The organism is Serratia sp. G204Y (assembly GCF_051172435.1).
Taxonomy (GTDB): domain Bacteria; phylum Pseudomonadota; class Gammaproteobacteria; order Enterobacterales; family Enterobacteriaceae; genus Serratia; species Serratia sarumanii.
In genome coordinates, this window is sequence record NZ_JBPIZA010000001.1 from 2,651,374 (window position 1) to 2,670,980 (window position 19,607).

Genomic DNA, 19,607 nt, shown 5'->3' on the forward strand with positions numbered 1-19,607 from the left:
CAGCCAGGGCGATTAGGAGCGCGCAATGACGCAAGACACCTTCATTCAGACGCTGCCGACCGACCCGCTGATCGCCCCGGTGATCGAAGGGCTGTTCGGCGAATATCGTCAGCGCTACGGCGACTATTTTGGTGACCAGGAACCGGAAGCGCTGGATCTGTACGCGCCACCGCAAGGAGCCTTCATCGTGCTGCTGCGCGCCGGTGCGCCGATCGCCATGGGCGCCTTCAAACGCTATGACGCGCTAACCGCCGAGCTGAAGCGCATCTGGACGCGGGGCGACCTACGCCGCCAGGGCCTGGCGCAGCGGGTGCTGCAGCAGCTGGAAACGCTGGCGCTGGCGCAGGGATATCGCCGGCTCTATCTAACCACCGGCTTTCGCCAGCCCGAAGCGGTGGGCCTGTATCTGAGCAACGGGTATCAGCCGCAGTTCGATCCCACCGTCGACAGCGAGATATACAGTCGCCCACCCTACGATGGCCGCCTGCCGTTCCGCAAAAGCCTGATTGCAGAGGACGCGTGTTGTTGCGCGTCGGAAAGGAAAATCGCCTAAGGCCCCTTAATCTGTATCAGGAGACATGACATGTCCAAACAAGAAGTCTTGAAAGTGGTGCCCGCCCGCTATCCGCTGCGGCTGATCGGCGCGCTGTTTTCGCTGTTTATTCTGGCCGCCATCGTGCAATCGGTGGCGGGCAACGCGCGCTGGGAATGGGGCGTGTTCGCCGAGTGGTTCTTCGCGCCGGCGGTGCTGGCAGGGCTGGGGCAAACCCTGCTGCTGACGCTGCTCGGCACGCTGTTCAGCATCCTGTTCGGCACCCTGCTGGCGCTGGCGCGGCTGTCGCGCTCTTACCTGCTGGCGTCGCTGGCCTGGGGTTATATCTGGCTGTTTCGCTCGCTGCCGCTGATTCTGGTGCTGATCATCCTGTACAACTTTTCCTATCTGTATGACGCCATCTCGCTGGGCATTCCCTTCACCTCCGTGGTGTTCGCCAGCTACCCGACCATCGACATTCTCGGCCAGTTCGCCGTGGCGGTGCTGGGCCTGACGCTGGTGCAGTCCGCCTACACCGCCGAGATCATCCGCGGCGGCATCCTGGGCGTGGATTACGGCCAGCACGAAGCAGCGGCGGCGCTGGGGTTGCCGGGCTATCGCCGCACCTTCCGCATTATTCTGCCGCAGGCGCTGCGCTCCATTATTCCGACCGGCTTCAACGAGATCATCAGCCTGGCGAAAGGCACCTCGATCGTTTACGTGCTGGCGCTGCCGGAGCTGTTTTACACCATTCAGGTTATCTATAACCGCACCCAGCAGGTAATACCGCTGCTGATGGTCGCCACCGTCTGGTATCTGTTCATCACCACCGCGCTGTCGGTGATCCAATACTACATCGAGCGCTATTTCGCCCGGGGCGCGGTGCGCGAACTGCCGCCGACGCCCTGGCAGCAACTGGCCGGCTGGCTAAAACGTTAGGAGACCCGCATGTCTGAAGCCATTGATTATTACGCCTTGCCCGAACAGCCGGCGCGCAATCTCACCCCGGTGCCGGCACGCGGCCTGATCGAAATCAGCAACGTCAGCAAGTTCTTCGGCAAGCACAAGGCGCTGGACGACGTCAGCCTGACGCTGCAGCCGGGCACCGTAACCGTGATCCTCGGCCCTTCCGGCTCCGGCAAATCGACGCTGCTGCGGGCGATCAACCACCTGGAGCGCGTGGACGAAGGCTTTATCCGCATCGACGGCGACTACGTCGGCTACCGCCGCAAAGGCAACCGGCTGTATGAGCTGAAGGAAAAGGCCATCCTTCGGCAACGCATCAACGTCGGCTACGTGTTCCAGAATTTCAACCTGTTCCCGCACCTGACGGTGCTGGAAAACATCATCGAAGCGCCGGTAGTGCATAAAATTCACACCCGCGAACGGGCGAAAGCGGTAGCCTATGCGCTGCTGGATACCGTCGGGTTGCGCCACAAGGCGGACGCCTACCCGCGCCACCTCTCCGGCGGCCAACAGCAGCGTATCGCCATCGCGCGCGCGCTGGCGCTGAACCCGAAGGTGATCCTGTTCGATGAACCGACCTCCGCGCTCGATCCCGAGCTGGTCGGCGAAGTGCTGGATGTGATAAAGGGGTTGGCGGATCTGGGCGTCACGCTGGTGGTGGTCACGCATGAAATCGGCTTTGCGCGCGAAGCGGCGGATCGGGTGGTGTTTATGGTCGATGGGCAGATCGTCGAGCAGGGCGACGCCAGGCAAGTGCTGACTCAGCCGCAGCATCCGCGCACCGTCAACTTTCTCAACAAAGTGCTGTGATCGTCGGGGCGCCGCGGCGCCCCGTACCCGAGCTGCTTACCGGCCGGCGAAGCGCCGCTTCTCGGCGGCGAAATCCAGCGGGCGGATACCCTGCTGGTTTTTGTCCTCTTCGGTCAGCAACGCCGGCGGAATAAACCAGGTTACCTCGAACAGCAGCCCGTCCGGATCGTGGCCATAAATGCTTTTGTGCACGCCGTGATCCTCTTCCAGCCCGAGAATGCCGCGTTCGGCCAGCTGATGGCGAATGCGCTCCAGCTCCTCCAGGCTGTCCACTTCCCAGGCCAGATGGTACAGCCCGGCCGCTGGCTCATGCTCCGCCGGCGGCTCGTTGTTGGCACGAAACACCCCGGCGCGCTGCTGGCCCAGGTTCTTGCTGAACAGCGCCAAATCGTGATCGTTGTCCGAATCGGCGGCCTGGGTAAACACCGCCCGATCGGGGCTGTCGGACGGCTTGAGCTTGAACCCCAACACCTGATGATAAAAGTCGGCGCTCTGCCGCACGTCGCTGACATACAGCACGGCGTGATTGAGACGTTTGATTCCCATCGCTATTCCTTTACGCATTGAATGAAGTCAGCATGAACATAGCATGTGGGGGGAAAGCCGCTAAATGCCGTTATCGCATGACGAAATGCCGCCCGCGCAATCTGTCGTTGCAAGGCATTCCGCGCTATCATAAGCGCTGTATAGAACCCTTTTGTGAGAATAGCGATGAACGGCAAGATAACGACTTTTTTTGAAGACAAAGGCTTCGGCTTTATTACCGACGAGAACGGAGAAAATCGTTATTTTCACGTGATTAAAGTGCAAAACCCGGAGCTGATTAAGAAAAACGCGGCGGTGACCTTCGAACCGACCAACAACACCAAAGGCCCGTCGGCTTATGCGGTCAAAGTGTTGGCGCCCAGCAAATACATCATCATCGCCAATGAAAGAATCAAGATCGCCAGCATCAAGTCTTTCAATACCTTCACCAAGGAAGTGCCGGCCAAAGCCGACGTGGATAAAGAGAACACCGTGCTGTCGGTCGGCCTGCTGATGAACCGCATTCGCCCGCAGTCAGAAGATCAGGCGCAGACCATGCAAACGCTGCGCATGCTGACCATTACCACCTTCCAGAACACCACCCATACCTTCTCCGAGCACGAGATCGATATGGATGAGACCATTAAGGCGCTGAAAAGCCTGTAAGCGCCGGCTGCCCAGCGTCGAGCCCTAGCGGAACAGGATATGCTCGACGCTGTTGCCGTTCACCACGTTGAACGACTCCACCCGATTACGCCCCTGCGATTTGGCGCGATACAGCGCGATATCCGCCATATTCATCAGTTGCTCCAGCGATTTCACCTCGTTCATCGCCAGACTGGCGACGCCGACGCTGATGGTGATTTTCAACGTCTGCTTGCCTTCCACCTGCAGCGCCGTCTGCTCCACCAGCCGGCGCAGATGTTCCCCCAGCGCCACACCCTGCGCCGCCAGCGCGCGCGGCAGCATGATGGCGAACTCTTCCCCGCCCAGGCGGCCGAACAGCTGATCGTGCCGCAGTTCGCGCCGCACGATGTGCGCGAACGACGCCAAAACCTGATCGCCGGCGCTGTGGCCGTGCGTATCGTTGATCTGCTTAAAATGGTCGATGTCGATCAGCAGTAGCGACACCGCCTCTTTGGAGCGGTGTTTATGCTCCAGCAGCTCGCCCGCTTTGCGCGTCATCGCGCTGCGCGCCAGCACCCCGGTCAGAAAATCGTGGTTGGCGCTGTGCTCCAGACGCCGCATCAGCTTGCGGTTGGCGGCGATGGAGCTGGCGAGGATCAGCGGCCCCATCACCAGCATGGCGATGCCCAAGCGGGCGGACATCAGGGTATCGAGGAAGGCGTTGTGGTTGTTCGGCGTTTCGTACAGCATCAGGTTGGCGGAAATGCTGCTGATCTCGGTCATGCCGGTCAACAGCGTCAGCAACGTCACGGGGAACAGCGGGTAGCGCACCGCGCACCACAGCAGCGCCGGGATCGGGAAGGCGATAGCGCCCGGCCCGCCGATATAGACGCTGAATATCAGCGACAGCAGCAGCGCCAGCAGCGGCAGACAGCCCTTCAGGCGCCAACGCACCTGCATGCGCAGCAGCTGCTTCAACCGCGGCGCCGCCATCAGCACCGGCAACAGCAGCAAGGTCGTCGAGAACTGCTCGCTGAACCAGGCCAGCCAGGCGACCACCACCGTGTTGTTGTACAGGCTGTCGTTGCGCAGCACCGACAGCGTCGACGCCACCGCCGCGCCGGCCAGGCTGGCGCTGAACATATAGAGTATCGCATGGGGTTTGCCCATGCGCCGTTGAGATTGGGGCAGCATCAGCATGATGCCGTAACCGACGGCGATCAGCGACATGTTGCAGGCGTTCAGCCACAGCGCCAGAGACCAGCCTTCGCCGGTGCTGAGATCGGCGGCGACCATGCCCAGATAGGTGGTAAGCCAGCCGAGCGGCGTGGCGTAAACGGGTTTTCGCAGCAGCAGGCCGAGCAGAATCGCATTCACCGGCCAAAATAAGGAAAGCGAGCCAATCGGCCGGCTAAGAATACCCACCAGGGAAAGTAAAAAGGCCAGCATGAAAAGATTGATCAGCTGAACCGTTAGCGGCAGGCCATGCCTGGCGTTTATTCTGGCGTTCATCGCCTCGCCCATATTTTGCTAATAACCAGAATAATAATGTGCATACTCTCTCGCCCGGCCAGTGAGGGATAGTCAATCCGAATTTCAACCAAAAAAGCCAGACAAATCAATAATAAAAAGCATTAACATTTAATTAACAGACTTTTCTTAGCCTGATGCGCCTGCGGCGGACTCCCCCCGCATAGCGTCAGCAAATAATGCCCGCTCTGCTGTCAGCATAGCGCATAGCGTAATAGGCCGCCGAGGGCGTTAATTACATTAATAAGTTTATGGTTATTGGTCGTTGAATGCTGTTTGAATAACTGCGCGATTATTTTCCTGCAACTGGGCCGCCCGTGCAATAACAACCCCAAAAAAGCCCGCATAGCGCGGGCTTGCCTGAACAACAGCAAATCGACAGTTACAACACGGCCATGCCTTGCATGCCCGTGCTGCCGCGCAGTATAGCGGTGCAAGCTTAAGCAGACCTTAGCAACAAAAAACCCGGCCTAGGAACCGGGAATATTTGTACGAAATGCAGTGTTAGCCCAAGCAGGCTAATAACATTTCGCAGCTTACACGCCAATTGTGCAGAGAAAATGAACGCGGCGTCCGTTCAACCGCACCGCCGCCCTCTCTGCACGGAAGGGCTTACGCCAGTTTGGCGGCAAAGCCCGCTACGCGCTGGCCATAAAGCTTGGCGGTCGCCAGATCGCCCGACAGCATCTCATCCACGCCGGCATCCGCCGGGGTCTGCACCAGCAGCCCCACCGAACCGCCCAGGTTATTGACGTCGGTGCGCTGCGCCGATTTGGTGTTGGCCGGCATCAGCCCCAGGCTGACCCACAGGCCGCCATGTTGCGAAGCCAGCGTCTGCAGCGCGATCAGCGTTACCTGCTTGTCTCCGTTCAGGCTGGCGCTGTTGGTAAAGCCGCCGAACACTTTGTCCTGCCACTTGCGGCCGAACCAGGCCTTGGAGCTGGCGTCGGCGAATTTCTTGAACTGCCACGACGGGCCGCCCATATAGGTCGGCGAACCAAAGATGATGGCGTCCGCCTCATCCAGCGTCCGCCAGGCTTCGTCGCTGATATCGCCGTTCTGATCGATGGCGATCAATTCCGCCCCGGCGCCTTCCGCCACGACTTTCGCCAAACGCTCGGTATGGCCGTAGCCGGAATGAAACACCACTACTGTCTTCGCCATAGAAATTCTCCACTCATTGCACAAAGACGCCGACGGCGCCCCTTCGCGTTCAATCTAATCAAGCGCGCAGCGGCTGAATACCAAATAAAACTGACGGTGTTATTCAAAAAAATCGCGTTACTCTGCCAGGCATGCGCAGATAAAAAAAATCCCGCGCAAGGCGGGATAAACTTAACAGGGATGGGGTAATACACTACAGGGAATGGATAACACACAACATCATCGGGTAGAGCTACAGTACCAATCCCAATGTATAGAACTGTCATCCCCGCGTAAGTTTGCTCGGCCAGATGTAACGCCGAATGGGAAATATGACATTTTTCTCGACGCACCACGAACAGGCGCGACTCAAACCGCCGCTCTTGAAGATGCCGGTATTGCCCCCCCGGCGACGAACGGCCGAAGTTCGAAAAATCGGCGCAATCAGCGCGGCGCCGCACGGCCCTCAGCGGATTTCAACAGTGATATCCGGGTAAGCTTGCTCGCCGTCGCTGAGGTAATGCCCCAACGCCCGGTAAGCCATAACGTATAGCACGGCGGCGGCGCACAGGCACAGCAAGGTCACGAGCAGGAATCTGGATTTGCGCACGATAGGCTCCGTGGAGAAATTTTCGCCTATTGTAGCGCGGCAAAATAAACGAAGGTTCAATTGCCGGTGGGTCAAGCGCCTCGCACTCACTCGGCGAAGCGGCTCGTATCATTATTCAGCATGTAGATAAACGAATCGACGGTTTCGCCGCCGGCGGTGGTGACGCTGACCACCACTCGTTCATAACCCTCACCTTCAAACGCATCGAGAGTCGGCCAGTGGTTGACGAGGTTAGCTGAACGGAACAGAAACCCGTTCACCCGATTGCCACTGTTATCCAGCACGATGCCCGGGTAGCCCATCTCGGCGCCCCAGCCTTCGTTAAGCAGCGAGCCGCCGACGCTGCCTTCTTCCCAGCTGCCGCCGATGGCTTCCATAATGTGCGCGTTGGGCCTGCCCGGCCCCAGGGTGCCGTAAACGAATAAGCTTTGCATTTTTCTCTCTACTACTCACTGAAAGTTAACGCATGAACATAGCATGACGTTCAGCGGCGAGCCAACGGGAGTACGGGTAGCGCAGTCGAGTTTTCAAGGGAACAAGTAGGGGGAAGAAAATCAAGGGAGTAATGGCACGCCCTATAGGATTCGAACCTATGACCTACGGCTTAGAAGGCCGTTGCTCTATCCAACTGAGCTAAGGGCGCATTGAGATGCGGCAACCTGCGGCTGCGGGTTGGGATTATACGGTCAGAGGTTAGCGAGTCAATGCCTTTTCATGGCGTTACGGCGGCGGCCGTGCTTTATGGCGTTTTTTCCGCCAGCGCCCGCGCGGCGAGGGTTCCCGTCAACCGGGCGCCGCCATGCTGAGCCAGACCAAAGCCTATGTAAATCGGCGCGCGCTCAGCCCCTTGCCGCCCACCGCCCCGCCGCAGGCAAAGGCGGGCGGACTGCACCACTGCGGCGATGTCCCCCCAATCGGCATGCTCAACCACCCGCGCGTTGCAGGTCATCTCCCCCCTTTCCTCCAGTGTTGCGTCGGGACGTGCGCTGTTTAAAGAAGCCTGGCTCCACGGCGCCCAAGCCAGCAATAGCGCGCACCCTGCCCATGCGCTGCCGTTCATGCGCACAGCCTCCGCCACAGCGCGCTCAGGCGCGCCCGCCACGACGGCGCTCCTTCATGCTTGCCGAGCTGATGCAGCGCGGTGAGTTGCGCGCTGTCCGCCGGATGCAGCGAAGAATCGAACACCGTTTCCCCTATGCGTTTAGGCTCCGCCGGTTGCTCGTCAGGCTGATGATGCAACGGGTAAAGCCGGGTTATCGCCCTCATGATCCTGCCCTCTTTCGCCCTGTGAACCGCCCCAGCGTATCCAAGTGCCGGTAAAAATGGCGTAGAGGATCCTGAGGCCGGCATAAAAAAAGCGTAAATCGGCGTCGGCAACGGCTGCGAGGGTGATTCTGCGCCTGACAGCGCGCTCAGCTTCTGCCAGAATAGCGGCATCCCCGCTTTTCTTAATTGATGGATTTCCACACTGATGTCAGCAAAGATTATTGATGGTAAAACGATTGCGCAGCAGGTTAGAAACGAAGTGGCTGAGCAAGTGAAACAACGTCTGGCGGCCGGCAAACGCGCCCCAGGGCTGGCGGTTGTGCTGGTCGGCGAGAACCCGGCTTCGCAAATTTACGTCGCCAGCAAGCGCCGCGCCTGCGATGAAGTCGGCTTCCTTTCCCGCTCCTACGACCTGCCCGCTGCCACCAGTGAAGCCGAGCTGCTGGCGTTGATCGACCAGCTGAACGCCGATGAGGAAATCGACGGCATTCTGGTGCAGCTGCCGCTGCCGGCCGGCATCGATAACGTCAAGGTGCTGGAACGCATCCACCCGGACAAAGACGTCGACGGCTTCCACCCGTACAACGTCGGCCGCCTGTGCCAACGCGCCCCTAAGCTGCGCCCGTGCACGCCGCGCGGTATCGTCACCCTGCTGGAGCGTTATAACATCGATACCTACGGCCTGAACGCCGTGGTGGTCGGCGCCTCCAACATCGTCGGCCGCCCGATGAGCATGGAGCTGCTGCTGGCCGGCTGCACCACCACCGTCACCCACCGCTTCACCAAGAATCTGCGTCACCACGTCGAGAACGCCGATCTGCTGGTGGTGGCGGTCGGCAAACCGGGCTTCATCCCGGGCGACTGGATCAAACCGGGCGCCATCGTGGTGGACGTTGGCATCAACCGTCTGGAAAGCGGTAAAGTGGTGGGCGACGTCGATTTCGACGCCGCCAGCGAGCGCGCCGCCTACATCACCCCGGTGCCGGGTGGCGTTGGCCCGATGACCGTTGCTACACTGATCCAAAATACCTTGCAGGCCTGCGAGGAATATCACGACGTTCAACCTAAATAAGTAAGGCAGTATGGAAATTTTCAATCTGGACAATCATCCCCACGTCGAACTGTGCGATCTGCTGAAGTTCCAGGGCTGGTGTGAAAGCGGCGGCGCCGCCAAAGAAGTCATCGCTGAAGGGCAGGTGAAAGTCGACGGCAAGGTCGAAACCCGCAAGCGCTGCAAGATCGTCGCCGATCAGGTGGTGGAGTTCAACGGCGGCAAGGTCATGGTTAAACCCTGACCCGCAGCCATAGAAAAAGGCGCTGAATTCAGCGCCTTTTTTGTTTTTCCCTGCGGCCGGCTTACTTACGGCGCCAGGTGGTGCCCTGCGGGCCGTCTTCCAGCACGATGTTCATCTCGTTCAACCGATCGCGGGCGGCATCCGCCAGCGCCCAATCCTTCGCGGCGCGCGCTTCGTTACGCTGTTTGATCAGCGCTTCGATCTCCGCCACTTCGCCGTCATCAACCTGAGCGCCTCCTTGCAGGAACTGCTCCGGTTCCTGCTGCAGCAGGCCGAGCACCTTAGCCAGCTTGCGCAGTTCCGCCGCCATGCCGTTAGCCGCCGCCATGTCTTCACCCTTGAGGCGGTTAACCTCGCGCGCCAGATCAAACAGCGCCGAGTAGGCTTCCGGGGTGTTGAAGTCGTCGTCCATCGCTTCGCGGAAGCGGGCTTCGAACGCTTCGCCGCCGGCCGGCGCGGCGTCGGCGTCGGTGCCGCGCAGCGCGGTATAGAGGCGCTCCAGCGCGGTGCGCGCCTGTTTGAGGTTCTCTTCGCTGTAGTTCAGCTGGCTGCGATAGTGGCCGGACATCAGGAAGTAACGCACCGTCTCCGCATCGTAATGGCCGAGCACGTCGCGGATGGTGAAGAAGTTATCCAGCGATTTGGACATCTTCTCTTTGTCTATCATCACCATGCCGGAGTGCATCCAGTAATTGACGTACGGGCCGTCGTGGGCGCAGCTCGACTGTGCGATCTCGTTCTCGTGGTGCGGGAACATCAGATCGGAACCGCCGCCGTGAATGTCGAAGTGGGTGCCCAGCTGTTTGCAGTTCATGGCGGAGCATTCGATGTGCCAGCCCGGACGGCCCGGCCCCCACGGCGACTGCCAGCTCGGCTCGCCCGGCTTGGACATCTTCCACAGCACGAAGTCCATCGGGTTGCGCTTCACGTCGTCGATCTCCACGCGCGCGCCGGCCTGCAGCTGATCCAGATCCTGACGTGACAGCAGCCCGTATTGCGGATCGCTGTCGATGGAGAACATCACGTCGCCGTTGCTGGCCACGTAGGCGTGATCGCGATCGATCAGGCGCTGGGTGATCTCGATGATCTCGGCGATGTGCTGGGTCGCGCGCGGCTCTTGATCCGGGCGATCAATCAGCAGCGCGTCGAAGTCGGCGTGCATTTCCGCCAGCATGCGTTCGGTCAGCTGGTCGCAGGTCTCATGATTTTCCGCCGCGCGGCGGATGATTTTGTCGTCCACGTCGGTGACGTTGCGCACGTAGTTCAGCGAATAGCCGAGGTAGCGCAGGTAACGCGCCACCACGTCGAAAGCGACAAAGGTACGACCGTGCCCGATGTGACACAGGTCATAGATGGTTACCCCGCACACGTACATGCCCACTTTCCCGGCATGAATGGGTTTGAATTCCTCTTTTTGACGACTCAGGGTATTAAAAATCTTTAGCATCGGGAGATTCCGTGGTGTGCGTGATAACAAAAAAGATAACCGGGCTTCAGGTTTCCGCCCGGTAGCGTATTGAAACCTGAAGCCTGATCTATTGCAAGGTTAAGGCCATGCTTTGCTGATTTCACGCGAATAAAATGCGCGAAATTCGGCGGCCGGCGCAATTGTTATAATATAACATAAATGTGATTACCACAGACAGTGCGCGGTTGAGCCGCTGCTGACTCGCTGGGGCGGATATGTTATAAGGGCGGTCTGAATGTTCACTCGCTTTACGTGACGTCTCACTTCACCTTGTTAGGATTAAAACTATGGTTACTTTCCACACCAATCACGGCGATATCGTTATCAAGACCTTTGCTGACAAAGCGCCGGTTACCGTTGAAAACTTCCTGAACTACTGCCGCGCCGGTTTCTACGACAACACCATCTTCCACCGTGTGATCAACGGCTTCATGATCCAGGGCGGCGGTTTCGAGCCGGGCATGAACCAGAAAGCGACCAACGCGGCCATCAAGAACGAAGCCAACAACGGTCTGAAAAACACCATCGGCACCCTGGCAATGGCGCGCACCAACGATCCGCACTCCGCCACCGCACAGTTCTTCATCAACGTGGCTGACAACGACTTCCTGAACTTCCGTGGCGAAAACGTGCAGGGCTGGGGCTACTGCGTGTTTGCTGAAGTGGTTGAAGGCATGGACGTGGTCAACAAGATCAAAGGCGTGAAAACCGGCCGCAGCGGCATGCACCAGGACGTACCGGTAGAAGACGTGGTGATCAACAGCGTGACCGTCAGCGAGTAATCGCGGCTGCATGAGTACGCTGTTCATCGCAGATCTGCACTTGTGCGCACAGGAACCGGCAATCACTGCCGGTTTTCTGCGTTTTTTACGGCGCGAAGCGGTGCACGCCGACGCGCTGTACATCCTTGGCGACCTGTTTGAAGCCTGGATCGGCGACGACGATCCCGAGCCGCTGCACGCGGAGATCGCCGCGGCGCTGAAAGCGCTGCAACAGGCCGGCGTGCCCTGCTACTTCATCCACGGCAACCGCGATTTTCTGCTCGGCAAACGCTTCGCCCGCGCCAGCGGCATGCAGCTGCTGCCGGAAGAGAAAGTGCTGGAGCTGTACGGCCGCAGGATCCTGATCCTGCACGGCGACACCCTGTGCACCGACGATCGCGCCTATCAGCAATTCCGCCGTAAAGTGCACAACCCGCTGATTCAAAAATTGTTCCTGGCGCTGCCGCTGCGCTGGCGATTGAAGATCGCCGCCAAAATGCGCGCCCGCAGCCAGCAATCCAACCAGGACAAGTCGGAAGCCATCATGGACGTCAACCCGCAGGCGGTCGAGCAAACCATGCTGCGCCACGACGTGCACTGGATGATCCACGGCCATACCCATCGCCCGGCGGTGCACCGGCTGGCGTTGAGCAACGGCGAAGCCCATCGCGCGGTGCTGGGCGCCTGGCACGTCGAAGGATCGATGATCAAAGTCAGCGCCGACGCCGTCGAGCTGATCCAATTCCCATTCTGAATTCCGGACTGGCGCGCGAGTGAAAATTCGCGCTTTCGACGGTGAAAACCGGCGACGCAACCGTTTTCCTCGCCGTGCGCTCATGGTATGCTCTACGCCCTCATTCGGCCCTCAGCCGACGCCAGACAAATCACAGGAGCCTTACACCCATGGGAGCCAACGCTGCTTCAGCCGCCACTACCGGGGCGAAAATCGCAATTGTAATGGGATCGAAAAGTGACTGGGCCACCATGCAGTTCGCCGCCGAAGTCCTGACCCAGCTCGATGTCCCCTTCCATGTCGAAGTCGTTTCCGCCCACCGCACGCCGGACAAGCTGTTCAGCTTCGCCGAGCAGGCTACCGCCAACGGTTTTGACGTGATCATCGCCGGCGCCGGCGGTGCGGCGCACCTGCCGGGCATGCTGGCGGCGAAAACCCTGGTGCCGGTGCTGGGCGTGCCGGTGCAAAGCGCCGCGCTGAGCGGCGTAGACAGCCTGTACTCCATCGTGCAGATGCCGCGCGGCATTCCGGTGGGCACGCTGGCGATCGGCAAAGCCGGCGCCGCCAACGCCGGGCTGTTGGCGATGCAGATCCTGGCGCTGCACGACGCCGCGCTGGCGCAGCGTTTGGCGGACTGGCGTCGGGCGCAGACCGAAGACGTCTTGAACCACCCCGATCCGCGGGAGGATGCATGAAGCCGGTTTGCGTACTGGGCAATGGCCAGCTGGGGCGCATGCTGCGCCAGGCCGGCGAACCGCTGGGCATCGCCGTTTACCCTGTCGGCATCGATGCCGAACCCGAGGCGGTGCCGTATCAGAATAGCGTCATTACCGCCGAGATCGAACGCTGGCCGGAAACCGCGCTGACGCGCGAGCTGGCGACCCACAGCGCCTTCGTCAACCGCGACATTTTCCCGCGCCTGGCGGATCGCCTGACGCAAAAACAGCTGCTCGATCAGCTCGGCCTGGCGACCGCGCCGTGGCAGCTGCTGGCGAGCGCCGCCGAATGGCCGCAAGTATTCGCTGCGCTAGGCGAGCTGGCGATCGTCAAACGCCGGGTCGGCGGTTATGACGGCCGCGGCCAGTGGCGCTTGCGCCCGGGGCAGGAAGCCGAACTGCCGGCCGATGCCTATGGCGAGTGCATCGTCGAGCAAGGCATCAATTTCTCCGGCGAAGTGTCGCTGGTGGGCGCGCGCGGCCACGACGGCCGTTCGGTATTCTACCCGCTGACCCACAACCTGCATGAAGACGGCATCCTGCGCACCAGCGTGGCGCTGCCGCAGCCCAACCCGGCGCTGCAGCAACAGGCCGAGCAGATGCTGGCGGCGATCCTGAACGAGCTGAACTACGTCGGCGTGATGGCGATGGAGTGCTTTATCGTCGGCGATCGGCTGCTGATCAACGAGCTGGCGCCGCGCGTGCACAACAGCGGCCACTGGACGCAAAACGGCGCGTCCATCAGCCAGTTCGAGCTGCACCTGCGCGCCATTCTCGGCCTGCCGTTGCCGCAGCCGGTGGTGAGCACGCCGTCGGTGATGGTCAACCTGATCGGCACCGCCGTCAACGAACAGTGGCTGTCGCTGCCGCTGGTGCATCTGCACTGGTATGAGAAAGAGGTGCGCCCGGGCCGCAAGGTCGGCCATCTCAATCTGAGCGACCCGAGCGCCGCCGTTCTGCGCCAGGCGCTGCAGGCGCTGGCGCCGCTGCTGCCGGGCGAATACCAAAGCGGGCTGGCCTGGGCGCAGCAGAAGCTGGCTTAACGGTTTAAGCCGCCGAAAAAGAAGAAGGTTCAGCCCAGGCTGAACCTTTTTTTTGCCGCAAAGATCAACGCGAGCCGATATTACGCAACGGTTTGCCGGCCATCAGATTACGTTCAATATGTTCCAGAGAAATATTTTTGGTTTCCGGGATCAGCGCCAACGTGATGAAAACAAACAGCACGTTAAGCCCCGCATAGACCCAAAAGGTGTGCGCGCTACCCAACGAATTCAGCATGGTCAGGAACGTCGCTCCCACAATCATATTGGCGATCCAGTTAGTGGCGGTGGAGCAGGTGATGCCGAAATCGCGGCCTTTCAATGGCTGGATCTCTGAACACAGCACCCAAATCAGCGGGCCGGCGCTCATGGCAAAGCCGACGATAAACATCAGCAGCATGACGATGGCGAAATATTGCGCCACCGCCGAGTTCATGCCGATATTCATCATGATTCCCAGCGCCCCCATGCCGACGGCCATCACGATAAACCCAAGGATCAGGGTGGGTTTGCGGCCCCAGCGATCGACCAGCCCAATAGCGATAAAGGTGGCCAGCACGTTGACCAGACCGACGATCACCGTGCCCCACATCTGCTGTTCCGTGCTGGCGAAGCCCGCCAGACCGAAAATCTTCGGCGCGTAATACATGGTGACGTTCATCCCGGTGAACTGCTGCATCACCTGGAGAAGAACGCCAAGGAAAACCGCGCGGCGGAAATTTTTATTGCCTTTGAACAACGCCCAACCGCTTTGCTTCAGTTTGAGGCTTTCACGAATTTCATTCAGCTCATGCTGCGCCTGGGCACTGCTGTCGCGCAGCTTCTCCAACACCTGGCGCGCCTGCTCATGACGATTGCGCGAGGCCAGCCACCGCGGGCTGTCAGGTAAAAAGAACACGCCAACCAACAACAGCCCGGCCGGGATGGTGATGACGCCCAACATCCAGCGCCAGGCGCCGGTATAGCTGAATGCCGTATCAGACAGGTAAGCCGCCAAAATACCGATGGTGATCATCAATTGATACATCGAGATCATGCTGCCGCGGATTTTCTCCGGCGCGATTTCAGAAAGATAAATCGGCGCGGTATAAGAAGCGATACCCACCGCCAATCCCAGCAGAATGCGTGAAACGATCAGCACCTCCACGTTGGGGGCAAACGCTGAACACAGCGACCCCGCGACGAACAGAATGGCGCCGATCATCAAACTGTATTTGCGCCCCAGCCGGAAGTTCATCCAGCCGCTGCCGATGGCGCCGACGGCAGCGCCAAACATCATCGAGCTGACCACCCACTCCTGCTGAGAGCTGGTGATATGAAAAGTGTCGGTAATAAACGGCAGAGCGCCGGCGATTACGCCGATATCCAAGCCAAACAACAGGCCGGCCAAGGCGGCCAAAAAACAGACGAAAAAAGTCATGCCGACATGGGTCGGGCTTTTCTCCGCCGGTGCAACTTTAACGGTAGCGCTCATACAGCCTCCAGGAGAAAACGGTCATCAGTGTGCGACATAATAGGAGGCAATGCGTCGGAGATAAGTGAGTACGATCACATTAGTGGAAGCGGTTACATAATTTTAAACCTTAATTCTACGCATCAACAGACGACAAACTCGTTTGGTTACTGTTTAACCCATTATTTATACGCATAAAAAAGTAAAAGAAGGCCTGAGTTTGGTAACAGCATTGCCAATACGCATTGTATCGACAGAGAAAAAATGTAATCGATTTCACAAAAATCAACGTGACGTGCGGAAGGGAACAAGGAGAAAAGCCACGGTAACACGCGGCGGAAAATCGGCAGGTCCGGCCGCGCTTGGCGGCAACGGACCTGCGATAGCAAGATCAGCCCTCATAGCTGCGGAACAGCGCCCGGCCGCGCAGCAGGCGCACGCCCAGCCAGCCGCCGCACAGCGACAGCAGCAGCGCGCTGGCCAGCGGCAATGCCCACCACAGCACCGGCGTCGGCGTCCACGGGAAGTCGAACACCCGGCTCTGCAGCAGCCACAGCGCCGCCTCGGCGCCCACCGCCGCCGCGATGCCCGCCACCAGCCCCAGCAGGGCGAACTCGCACCACAGCGTGCGGCGCAGCAGCCGTTTGCCGGCGCCCAGCGTGCGGTACACCACCAGCTCCTGGCGGCGCTGACGCATGCCGACCTGCACCTGTGCCAGCAGCAGCAGGCCGCCGCACAGCACCACCAGCACCACCATCACCTCCAGCGCGCGGCTGACCTGCTGCAGCACGCCGCCGACCTGTTTCAGGATCGCGCCGATGTCCATCAGGCTGAGCGTCGGGAACTGGCGGTTGAGCTGGGTCAGCATCTGACCGTCGCCGTCGTAGCGGAAGCTGGTAAGCCAGGTCTGCGGCTGGCCGTCCAGCGCGCCCGGCGGGAAGATAAAGTAAAAGTTCGGCTTCAGGCTCTCCCAATCCACCTGGCGCAGGCTGGTGACCTTGGCGCTGAACGCCTGGGTATCGCCGCTGAAGGTCAGCGTGTCGCCCAACTTGATCTTCAGCCGCCCGGCAATGCCTTCATCCATAGAAACCTCGCCGGCTTTCGGCGGCCAATTGCCCGCCACCAGCGGATTGTGATCCGGCAGATCGGCCAACCAGGTCAGGTTCAGCTCGCGGTTCACCGCCTCGCCGCCCGGATCGTCTTCATGCACCCGCTCTGTCGCTACCTGCTGGTTTATCTCGGTCAGGCGCACCCGGACGATCGGATAATAGGTTTCCGGCTTGATCTGGTGCTGCTGCAGGAAGGTTTTAACCTGCGGCACCTGCGCCTCGGTCATGTTGAGCAGGAAATAGTTCGGGCTGTCCGGCGGCAGCTGTTGCTGCCAGCGGTCGAGCAAATCGCCGCGCAGCACCAGCAACAGCGCCAGCAGCATAAACGACAGCGAGAACGCCGCCAGCTGGCTGATGGTCACCCACGGCTGATGCAGCAGGCGGTTGACCGCCAGCCGCAGCGCCAGGCTCTTGAGCGTGATGCGGCGCAGCAGCTGCAGGCTGCCCCAGCCGATGCCGCCCAGCAGCAGCGCCAGCACCGCCATGCCCGCCAAGATCGCCCACAGCAGCGTGCTGGTCCCCATCAGCGTCACCAGCAGCGCCACCACGACTGCCGCCGTCACCGGCAGGAAGTAGCGCAGCGGCCAGACGTTGGCCACCACATCGCGGCGCAGCACCCGCAGCGGTTGGGTGGCCAGCAGCTGACGGTACGGCCGCAGCCCGACCAGCAGCGAAATCAGCACCAGCGCGCCGAGCGCCCACAGCCACGGCCAGGCGCCGGCGGCGGGCAACGCGGCCGGCAACACCGGCTTCAGCAGGCGAATCAACAGCGCTTCGAACGCCAGCCCGATCGCCCCGCCGCACACCGCCGCCAGCGCCATCACCGCCAGCCACTGGCCGACGATCAGTTTACGCAGCGCGCCGCGCCCGGCGCCAAGGGTTTTCAGCACCGCGATCAGATCGTAGCGGCTGCGGCAATAGTGGCTCATCGCCACCGCCACGGCGGCGATCGACAACAGCAGCGTCAGCAGGGCCGACAGCAGCAGGAACTGTTGGGATCGCTGCAGCGACTTGCCGAGCGCACTGCCGGACTCCTGCAGCCCGAACCAGCGCTGATCCGGCGTCAACTGCGGCGTCAGCCGCTCCTCGTAACGCTGAATATCCGGCTCGGCGCCGGCGAACATGTAGCGGTAGGTCAGGCGACTGCCCGGCTGCACCGCGCCGGTCTTATCGACGTCCGCCAGGTTGATCATGATGCGCGGCGCGGTCTGGAACGGGTTGAAGCCGGCGTCCGGTTCCTGAATGATTTCACCGGCGATGCGCAGCGTGGTGTCGCCCACCTCGAGCGAATCCCCCACTTTCACATTCAGCAGCGCCAGCAAACGCGGCGCCACCAGCACGCTGCCCGGTTCGGGCTTGATGTTGGCCGGGCGCGTTTCCAGCTTGCCATACAGCGGATAGGCCAGATCGGTGGCTTTCACGTCCGCCAGCTGCGGCCGGTCGCCGGCATAGGTCATGGTGGTGAACGACAGCTGGCGGCTCAGCGTCAGCCCCTGCTGCTGCGCGTCCAGCAGCCAGCCTTCCGGCACCGGATGCGCACTGCGCAGCACCCGATCGCCGGCGATAAAATCGCGGCTCTGCTGGCTGAGCCCTTTGTCCATGCGATCGCTGATGCTGCCCAGCGCCAGCACGCAGGCCACGGAGAGCGTCAGCGCCAGCCAAACGATCAGCAGCGACGGCGAGCGCCATTCGCGCCAGAACCAGCGCCAGATCATGCTTCCTCCCACAGCTTGCCTTCGCGCAGCCGCAGCCGCCGCTGGCAGCGCGCCGCCAGGGTTTCGTCATGGGTCACCAGGATCAGGGTGGTGTCAAAATCGCGGTTGAGAGAGAACAGCAGATCGGCGATGCGATCGCCGGTCTGGCGATCGAGGTTGCCGGTCGGTTCATCGGCGAACAGCACCCGCGGCCGGCCGCTGAAGGCGCGCGCCAGCGCCACGCGCTGCTGCTCGCCGCCGGACAGCTGCGCCGGCAGGTGATCGAGCCGTTTGCCCAATCCCAGCTGTTCCAGCAGCTGCACCGCCTGCTCGCGGCTCTGCCTGTCGCTCTCGCCGCGCAGCAGCGCCGGCAGCTGCACGTTCTCCAGCGCGTTCAGCGTCGGCACCAGCATGAACGACTGAAACACGAAGCCGACGTTCCTGGCGCGCAACGCGGCGCGGCCTTCTTCGTCCAGCGCGGTCAGCGACTCGCCGAGCAGGCGCACCTCGCCCTCGCTGCCGTCATCCAGCCCGGCCAAAATGCCCAGCAAGGTCGATTTTCCCGATCCGGATTCGCCGATCAGGGCGATCGTCTGCGCGGGTTTGACAAGCAGCTCGACTCCGGTAAGGATGGTGAGCTGATGCTCACCCTGACCAACGTGTTTACTAAGATGATGAACTTCAAGAACGTTTTCCGCTGGCATCTTCCCTTCCTTTTGCTGTTGGGATTATTCAGTTTACGCGCTGTCGCTGCCGATACCTTGTTGATTTTGGGCGACAGTTTAAGCGCCGGCTACCGCCTGCCGATCGAGCGGGCCTGGCCGACGCTGTTGGCCGAACAGTGGCAGAAAAAACCGGGCGCGCCGCAGCTGGTCAACGCCAGCATCAGCGGCGACACCGCCGCACAGGGGCTGGCGCGTCTGCCCGCGCTGCTGAAACAGCATCAGCCACGCTGGGTGCTGATCGAGCTGGGCGCCAACGACGGCCTGCGCGGTTTCCCGGCGCAGGACATGCAGCGCGATCTCGGCCAGATCATCACGCAGGTGCAGCAGGCCGGCGCACAGCCGCTGCTGATGCAAATTCGCATCCCGCCGAACTACGGCCGCCGCTATACCGAGGCGTTCAGCGCCGTCTACCCGGCGCTGGCCAAGCAGTTCAACATTCCGCTGCTGCCGTTCTATATGGAACAGGTGGTGGTGAAGCCGGAATGGATGCAGGATGACGGATTGCACCCCAATGGGGACGCCCAGCCGTTTATCGCCACCTGGATGGCGGAGCGCCTGGAACCGCTAGTAAAACATGAGTCTAACTAAATTAGGGTCGTACACT

Annotated in this window: 22 protein-coding genes and 1 tRNA gene; 11 read left to right on the forward strand and 12 right to left on the reverse strand. The window is 60.8% G+C overall.

What is annotated here, in order from left to right:
• Positions 1 to 25 precede the first annotated feature (25 nt).
• From ACSBQQ_RS13055 to ACSBQQ_RS13065, 3 genes are read left to right on the forward strand one after another with little or no spacing between them, the layout of a single operon-like run.
• Positions 26 to 553: a GNAT family N-acetyltransferase gene (locus ACSBQQ_RS13055; protein ID WP_033653215.1), complete on the forward strand. Its 528-nt coding sequence runs from the start codon at positions 26 to 28 to the stop codon at positions 551 to 553.
• 30 nt (positions 554 to 583) lie between these two features.
• The gene (locus tag ACSBQQ_RS13060) at positions 584 to 1,471 is read left to right on the forward strand and encodes an amino acid ABC transporter permease (RefSeq protein ID WP_033647216.1); all 888 of its coding nucleotides are present in this window, start codon (positions 584 to 586) and stop codon (positions 1,469 to 1,471) included.
• A gap of 9 nt (positions 1,472 to 1,480) precedes the next feature.
• Complete coding sequence (locus tag ACSBQQ_RS13065) at positions 1,481 to 2,308, forward strand: amino acid ABC transporter ATP-binding protein (protein WP_049213847.1); 828 nt, start codon at positions 1,481 to 1,483, stop codon at positions 2,306 to 2,308.
• 36 nt (positions 2,309 to 2,344) lie between these two features.
• Here the strand turns inward: ACSBQQ_RS13065 and ACSBQQ_RS13070 are convergent, their stop codons facing one another.
• On the reverse strand, positions 2,345 to 2,854 hold the full coding sequence (locus tag ACSBQQ_RS13070; protein ID WP_033637415.1) for a VOC family protein: 510 nt from the start codon (positions 2,852 to 2,854) through the stop codon (positions 2,345 to 2,347).
• Between the two features lie 165 nt (positions 2,855 to 3,019).
• On the opposite strand from ACSBQQ_RS13070, the gene ACSBQQ_RS13075 reads away from it, so the two are divergent.
• Positions 3,020 to 3,499, forward strand: coding sequence for a cold-shock protein (locus ACSBQQ_RS13075; protein WP_033647218.1), 480 nt, complete (start codon positions 3,020 to 3,022; stop codon positions 3,497 to 3,499).
• 24 nt (positions 3,500 to 3,523) lie between these two features.
• Here the strand turns inward: ACSBQQ_RS13075 and ACSBQQ_RS13080 are convergent, their stop codons facing one another.
• The 7 genes from ACSBQQ_RS13080 to ACSBQQ_RS13110 all read right to left on the reverse strand — a co-directional run bounded on the left by ACSBQQ_RS13080 (position 3,524) and on the right by ACSBQQ_RS13110 (position 8,009).
• The gene (locus ACSBQQ_RS13080) at positions 3,524 to 4,972 is read right to left on the reverse strand and encodes a sensor domain-containing diguanylate cyclase (RefSeq protein ID WP_060429403.1); all 1,449 of its coding nucleotides are present in this window, start codon (positions 4,970 to 4,972) and stop codon (positions 3,524 to 3,526) included.
• Between the two features lie 630 nt (positions 4,973 to 5,602).
• Positions 5,603 to 6,154 (reverse strand): flavodoxin family protein, encoded by a 552-nt coding sequence (locus tag ACSBQQ_RS13085; RefSeq protein WP_033637414.1) that lies wholly within the window; start codon positions 6,152 to 6,154, stop codon positions 5,603 to 5,605.
• A gap of 445 nt (positions 6,155 to 6,599) precedes the next feature.
• On the reverse strand, positions 6,600 to 6,743 hold the full coding sequence (locus ACSBQQ_RS13090; protein WP_162882640.1) for a hypothetical protein: 144 nt from the start codon (positions 6,741 to 6,743) through the stop codon (positions 6,600 to 6,602).
• An 86-nt stretch (positions 6,744 to 6,829) separates the two neighbouring features.
• Positions 6,830 to 7,177: a gamma-glutamylcyclotransferase family protein gene (locus ACSBQQ_RS13095; RefSeq protein ID WP_060387369.1), complete on the reverse strand. Its 348-nt coding sequence runs from the start codon at positions 7,175 to 7,177 to the stop codon at positions 6,830 to 6,832.
• 132 nt (positions 7,178 to 7,309) lie between these two features.
• A tRNA-Arg gene (locus ACSBQQ_RS13100) sits at positions 7,310 to 7,386 on the reverse strand.
• A gap of 96 nt (positions 7,387 to 7,482) precedes the next feature.
• Positions 7,483 to 7,803, reverse strand: coding sequence for a hypothetical protein (locus ACSBQQ_RS13105; protein ID WP_060441723.1), 321 nt, complete (start codon positions 7,801 to 7,803; stop codon positions 7,483 to 7,485).
• Positions 7,800 to 8,009 carry a hypothetical protein gene (locus ACSBQQ_RS13110; RefSeq protein WP_033647224.1) on the reverse strand — a complete coding sequence of 70 codons (210 nt, stop codon included), beginning with the start codon at positions 8,007 to 8,009 and terminating at the stop codon, positions 7,800 to 7,802. Before ACSBQQ_RS13110 ends, ACSBQQ_RS13105 begins: the two co-directional genes overlap by 4 nt.
• A gap of 205 nt (positions 8,010 to 8,214) precedes the next feature.
• On the opposite strand from ACSBQQ_RS13110, the gene folD reads away from it, so the two are divergent.
• Both folD and ybcJ read left to right on the forward strand, forming a co-directional pair.
• Entirely contained in the window at positions 8,215 to 9,081 is an 867-nt protein-coding gene (gene folD, locus ACSBQQ_RS13115) for a bifunctional methylenetetrahydrofolate dehydrogenase/methenyltetrahydrofolate cyclohydrolase FolD (protein ID WP_004940177.1), read from the forward strand.
• Between the two features lie 10 nt (positions 9,082 to 9,091).
• Complete coding sequence (gene ybcJ / locus ACSBQQ_RS13120) at positions 9,092 to 9,304, forward strand: ribosome-associated protein YbcJ (RefSeq protein ID WP_033637394.1); 213 nt, start codon at positions 9,092 to 9,094, stop codon at positions 9,302 to 9,304.
• Positions 9,305 to 9,365: 61 nt separating this feature from the next.
• Here ybcJ and cysS read toward each other — a convergent pair whose 3' ends face one another.
• Complete coding sequence (gene cysS / locus ACSBQQ_RS13125) at positions 9,366 to 10,751, reverse strand: cysteine--tRNA ligase (RefSeq protein WP_033637393.1); 1,386 nt, start codon at positions 10,749 to 10,751, stop codon at positions 9,366 to 9,368.
• 308 nt (positions 10,752 to 11,059) lie between these two features.
• Between cysS and ppiB the strand changes: the two genes are divergently transcribed.
• The 4 genes from ppiB to purK all read left to right on the forward strand — a co-directional run bounded on the left by ppiB (position 11,060) and on the right by purK (position 14,025).
• Complete coding sequence (gene ppiB / locus ACSBQQ_RS13130) at positions 11,060 to 11,554, forward strand: peptidylprolyl isomerase B (protein WP_016928800.1); 495 nt, start codon at positions 11,060 to 11,062, stop codon at positions 11,552 to 11,554.
• A gap of 10 nt (positions 11,555 to 11,564) precedes the next feature.
• The gene (locus tag ACSBQQ_RS13135; RefSeq protein WP_060429117.1) at positions 11,565 to 12,287 is read left to right on the forward strand and encodes a UDP-2,3-diacylglucosamine diphosphatase; all 723 of its coding nucleotides are present in this window, start codon (positions 11,565 to 11,567) and stop codon (positions 12,285 to 12,287) included.
• Positions 12,288 to 12,436: 149 nt separating this feature from the next.
• A complete protein-coding gene (gene purE, locus ACSBQQ_RS13140; protein WP_039566960.1) occupies positions 12,437 to 12,961 on the forward strand; it encodes a 5-(carboxyamino)imidazole ribonucleotide mutase in 525 nt (174 codons plus the stop codon).
• Positions 12,958 to 14,025 (forward strand): 5-(carboxyamino)imidazole ribonucleotide synthase, encoded by a 1,068-nt coding sequence (gene purK, locus ACSBQQ_RS13145; protein WP_060429119.1) that lies wholly within the window; start codon positions 12,958 to 12,960, stop codon positions 14,023 to 14,025. Before purE ends, purK begins: the two co-directional genes overlap by 4 nt.
• 64 nt (positions 14,026 to 14,089) lie before the next feature.
• On the opposite strand, the gene ACSBQQ_RS13150 is transcribed toward purK, so the two are convergent.
• The 3 genes from ACSBQQ_RS13150 to ybbA all read right to left on the reverse strand — a co-directional run bounded on the left by ACSBQQ_RS13150 (position 14,090) and on the right by ybbA (position 18,982).
• The gene (locus ACSBQQ_RS13150) at positions 14,090 to 15,496 is read right to left on the reverse strand and encodes a sugar porter family MFS transporter (protein ID WP_060429121.1); all 1,407 of its coding nucleotides are present in this window, start codon (positions 15,494 to 15,496) and stop codon (positions 14,090 to 14,092) included.
• Positions 15,497 to 15,866: 370 nt separating this feature from the next.
• The gene (gene ybbP, locus ACSBQQ_RS13155; protein WP_060429123.1) at positions 15,867 to 18,299 is read right to left on the reverse strand and encodes a putative ABC transporter permease subunit YbbP; all 2,433 of its coding nucleotides are present in this window, start codon (positions 18,297 to 18,299) and stop codon (positions 15,867 to 15,869) included.
• Positions 18,296 to 18,982: a putative ABC transporter ATP-binding protein YbbA gene (gene ybbA, locus ACSBQQ_RS13160; protein WP_004940192.1), complete on the reverse strand. Its 687-nt coding sequence runs from the start codon at positions 18,980 to 18,982 to the stop codon at positions 18,296 to 18,298. Before ybbA ends, ybbP begins: the two co-directional genes overlap by 4 nt.
• On the opposite strand from ybbA, the gene tesA reads away from it, so the two are divergent.
• Entirely contained in the window at positions 18,953 to 19,591 is a 639-nt protein-coding gene (gene tesA / locus ACSBQQ_RS13165; RefSeq protein ID WP_161707418.1) for a multifunctional acyl-CoA thioesterase I/protease I/lysophospholipase L1, read from the forward strand. The two genes, ybbA and tesA, sit on opposite strands and share 30 nt — an antisense overlap.
• Positions 19,592 to 19,607 lie beyond the last annotated feature (16 nt).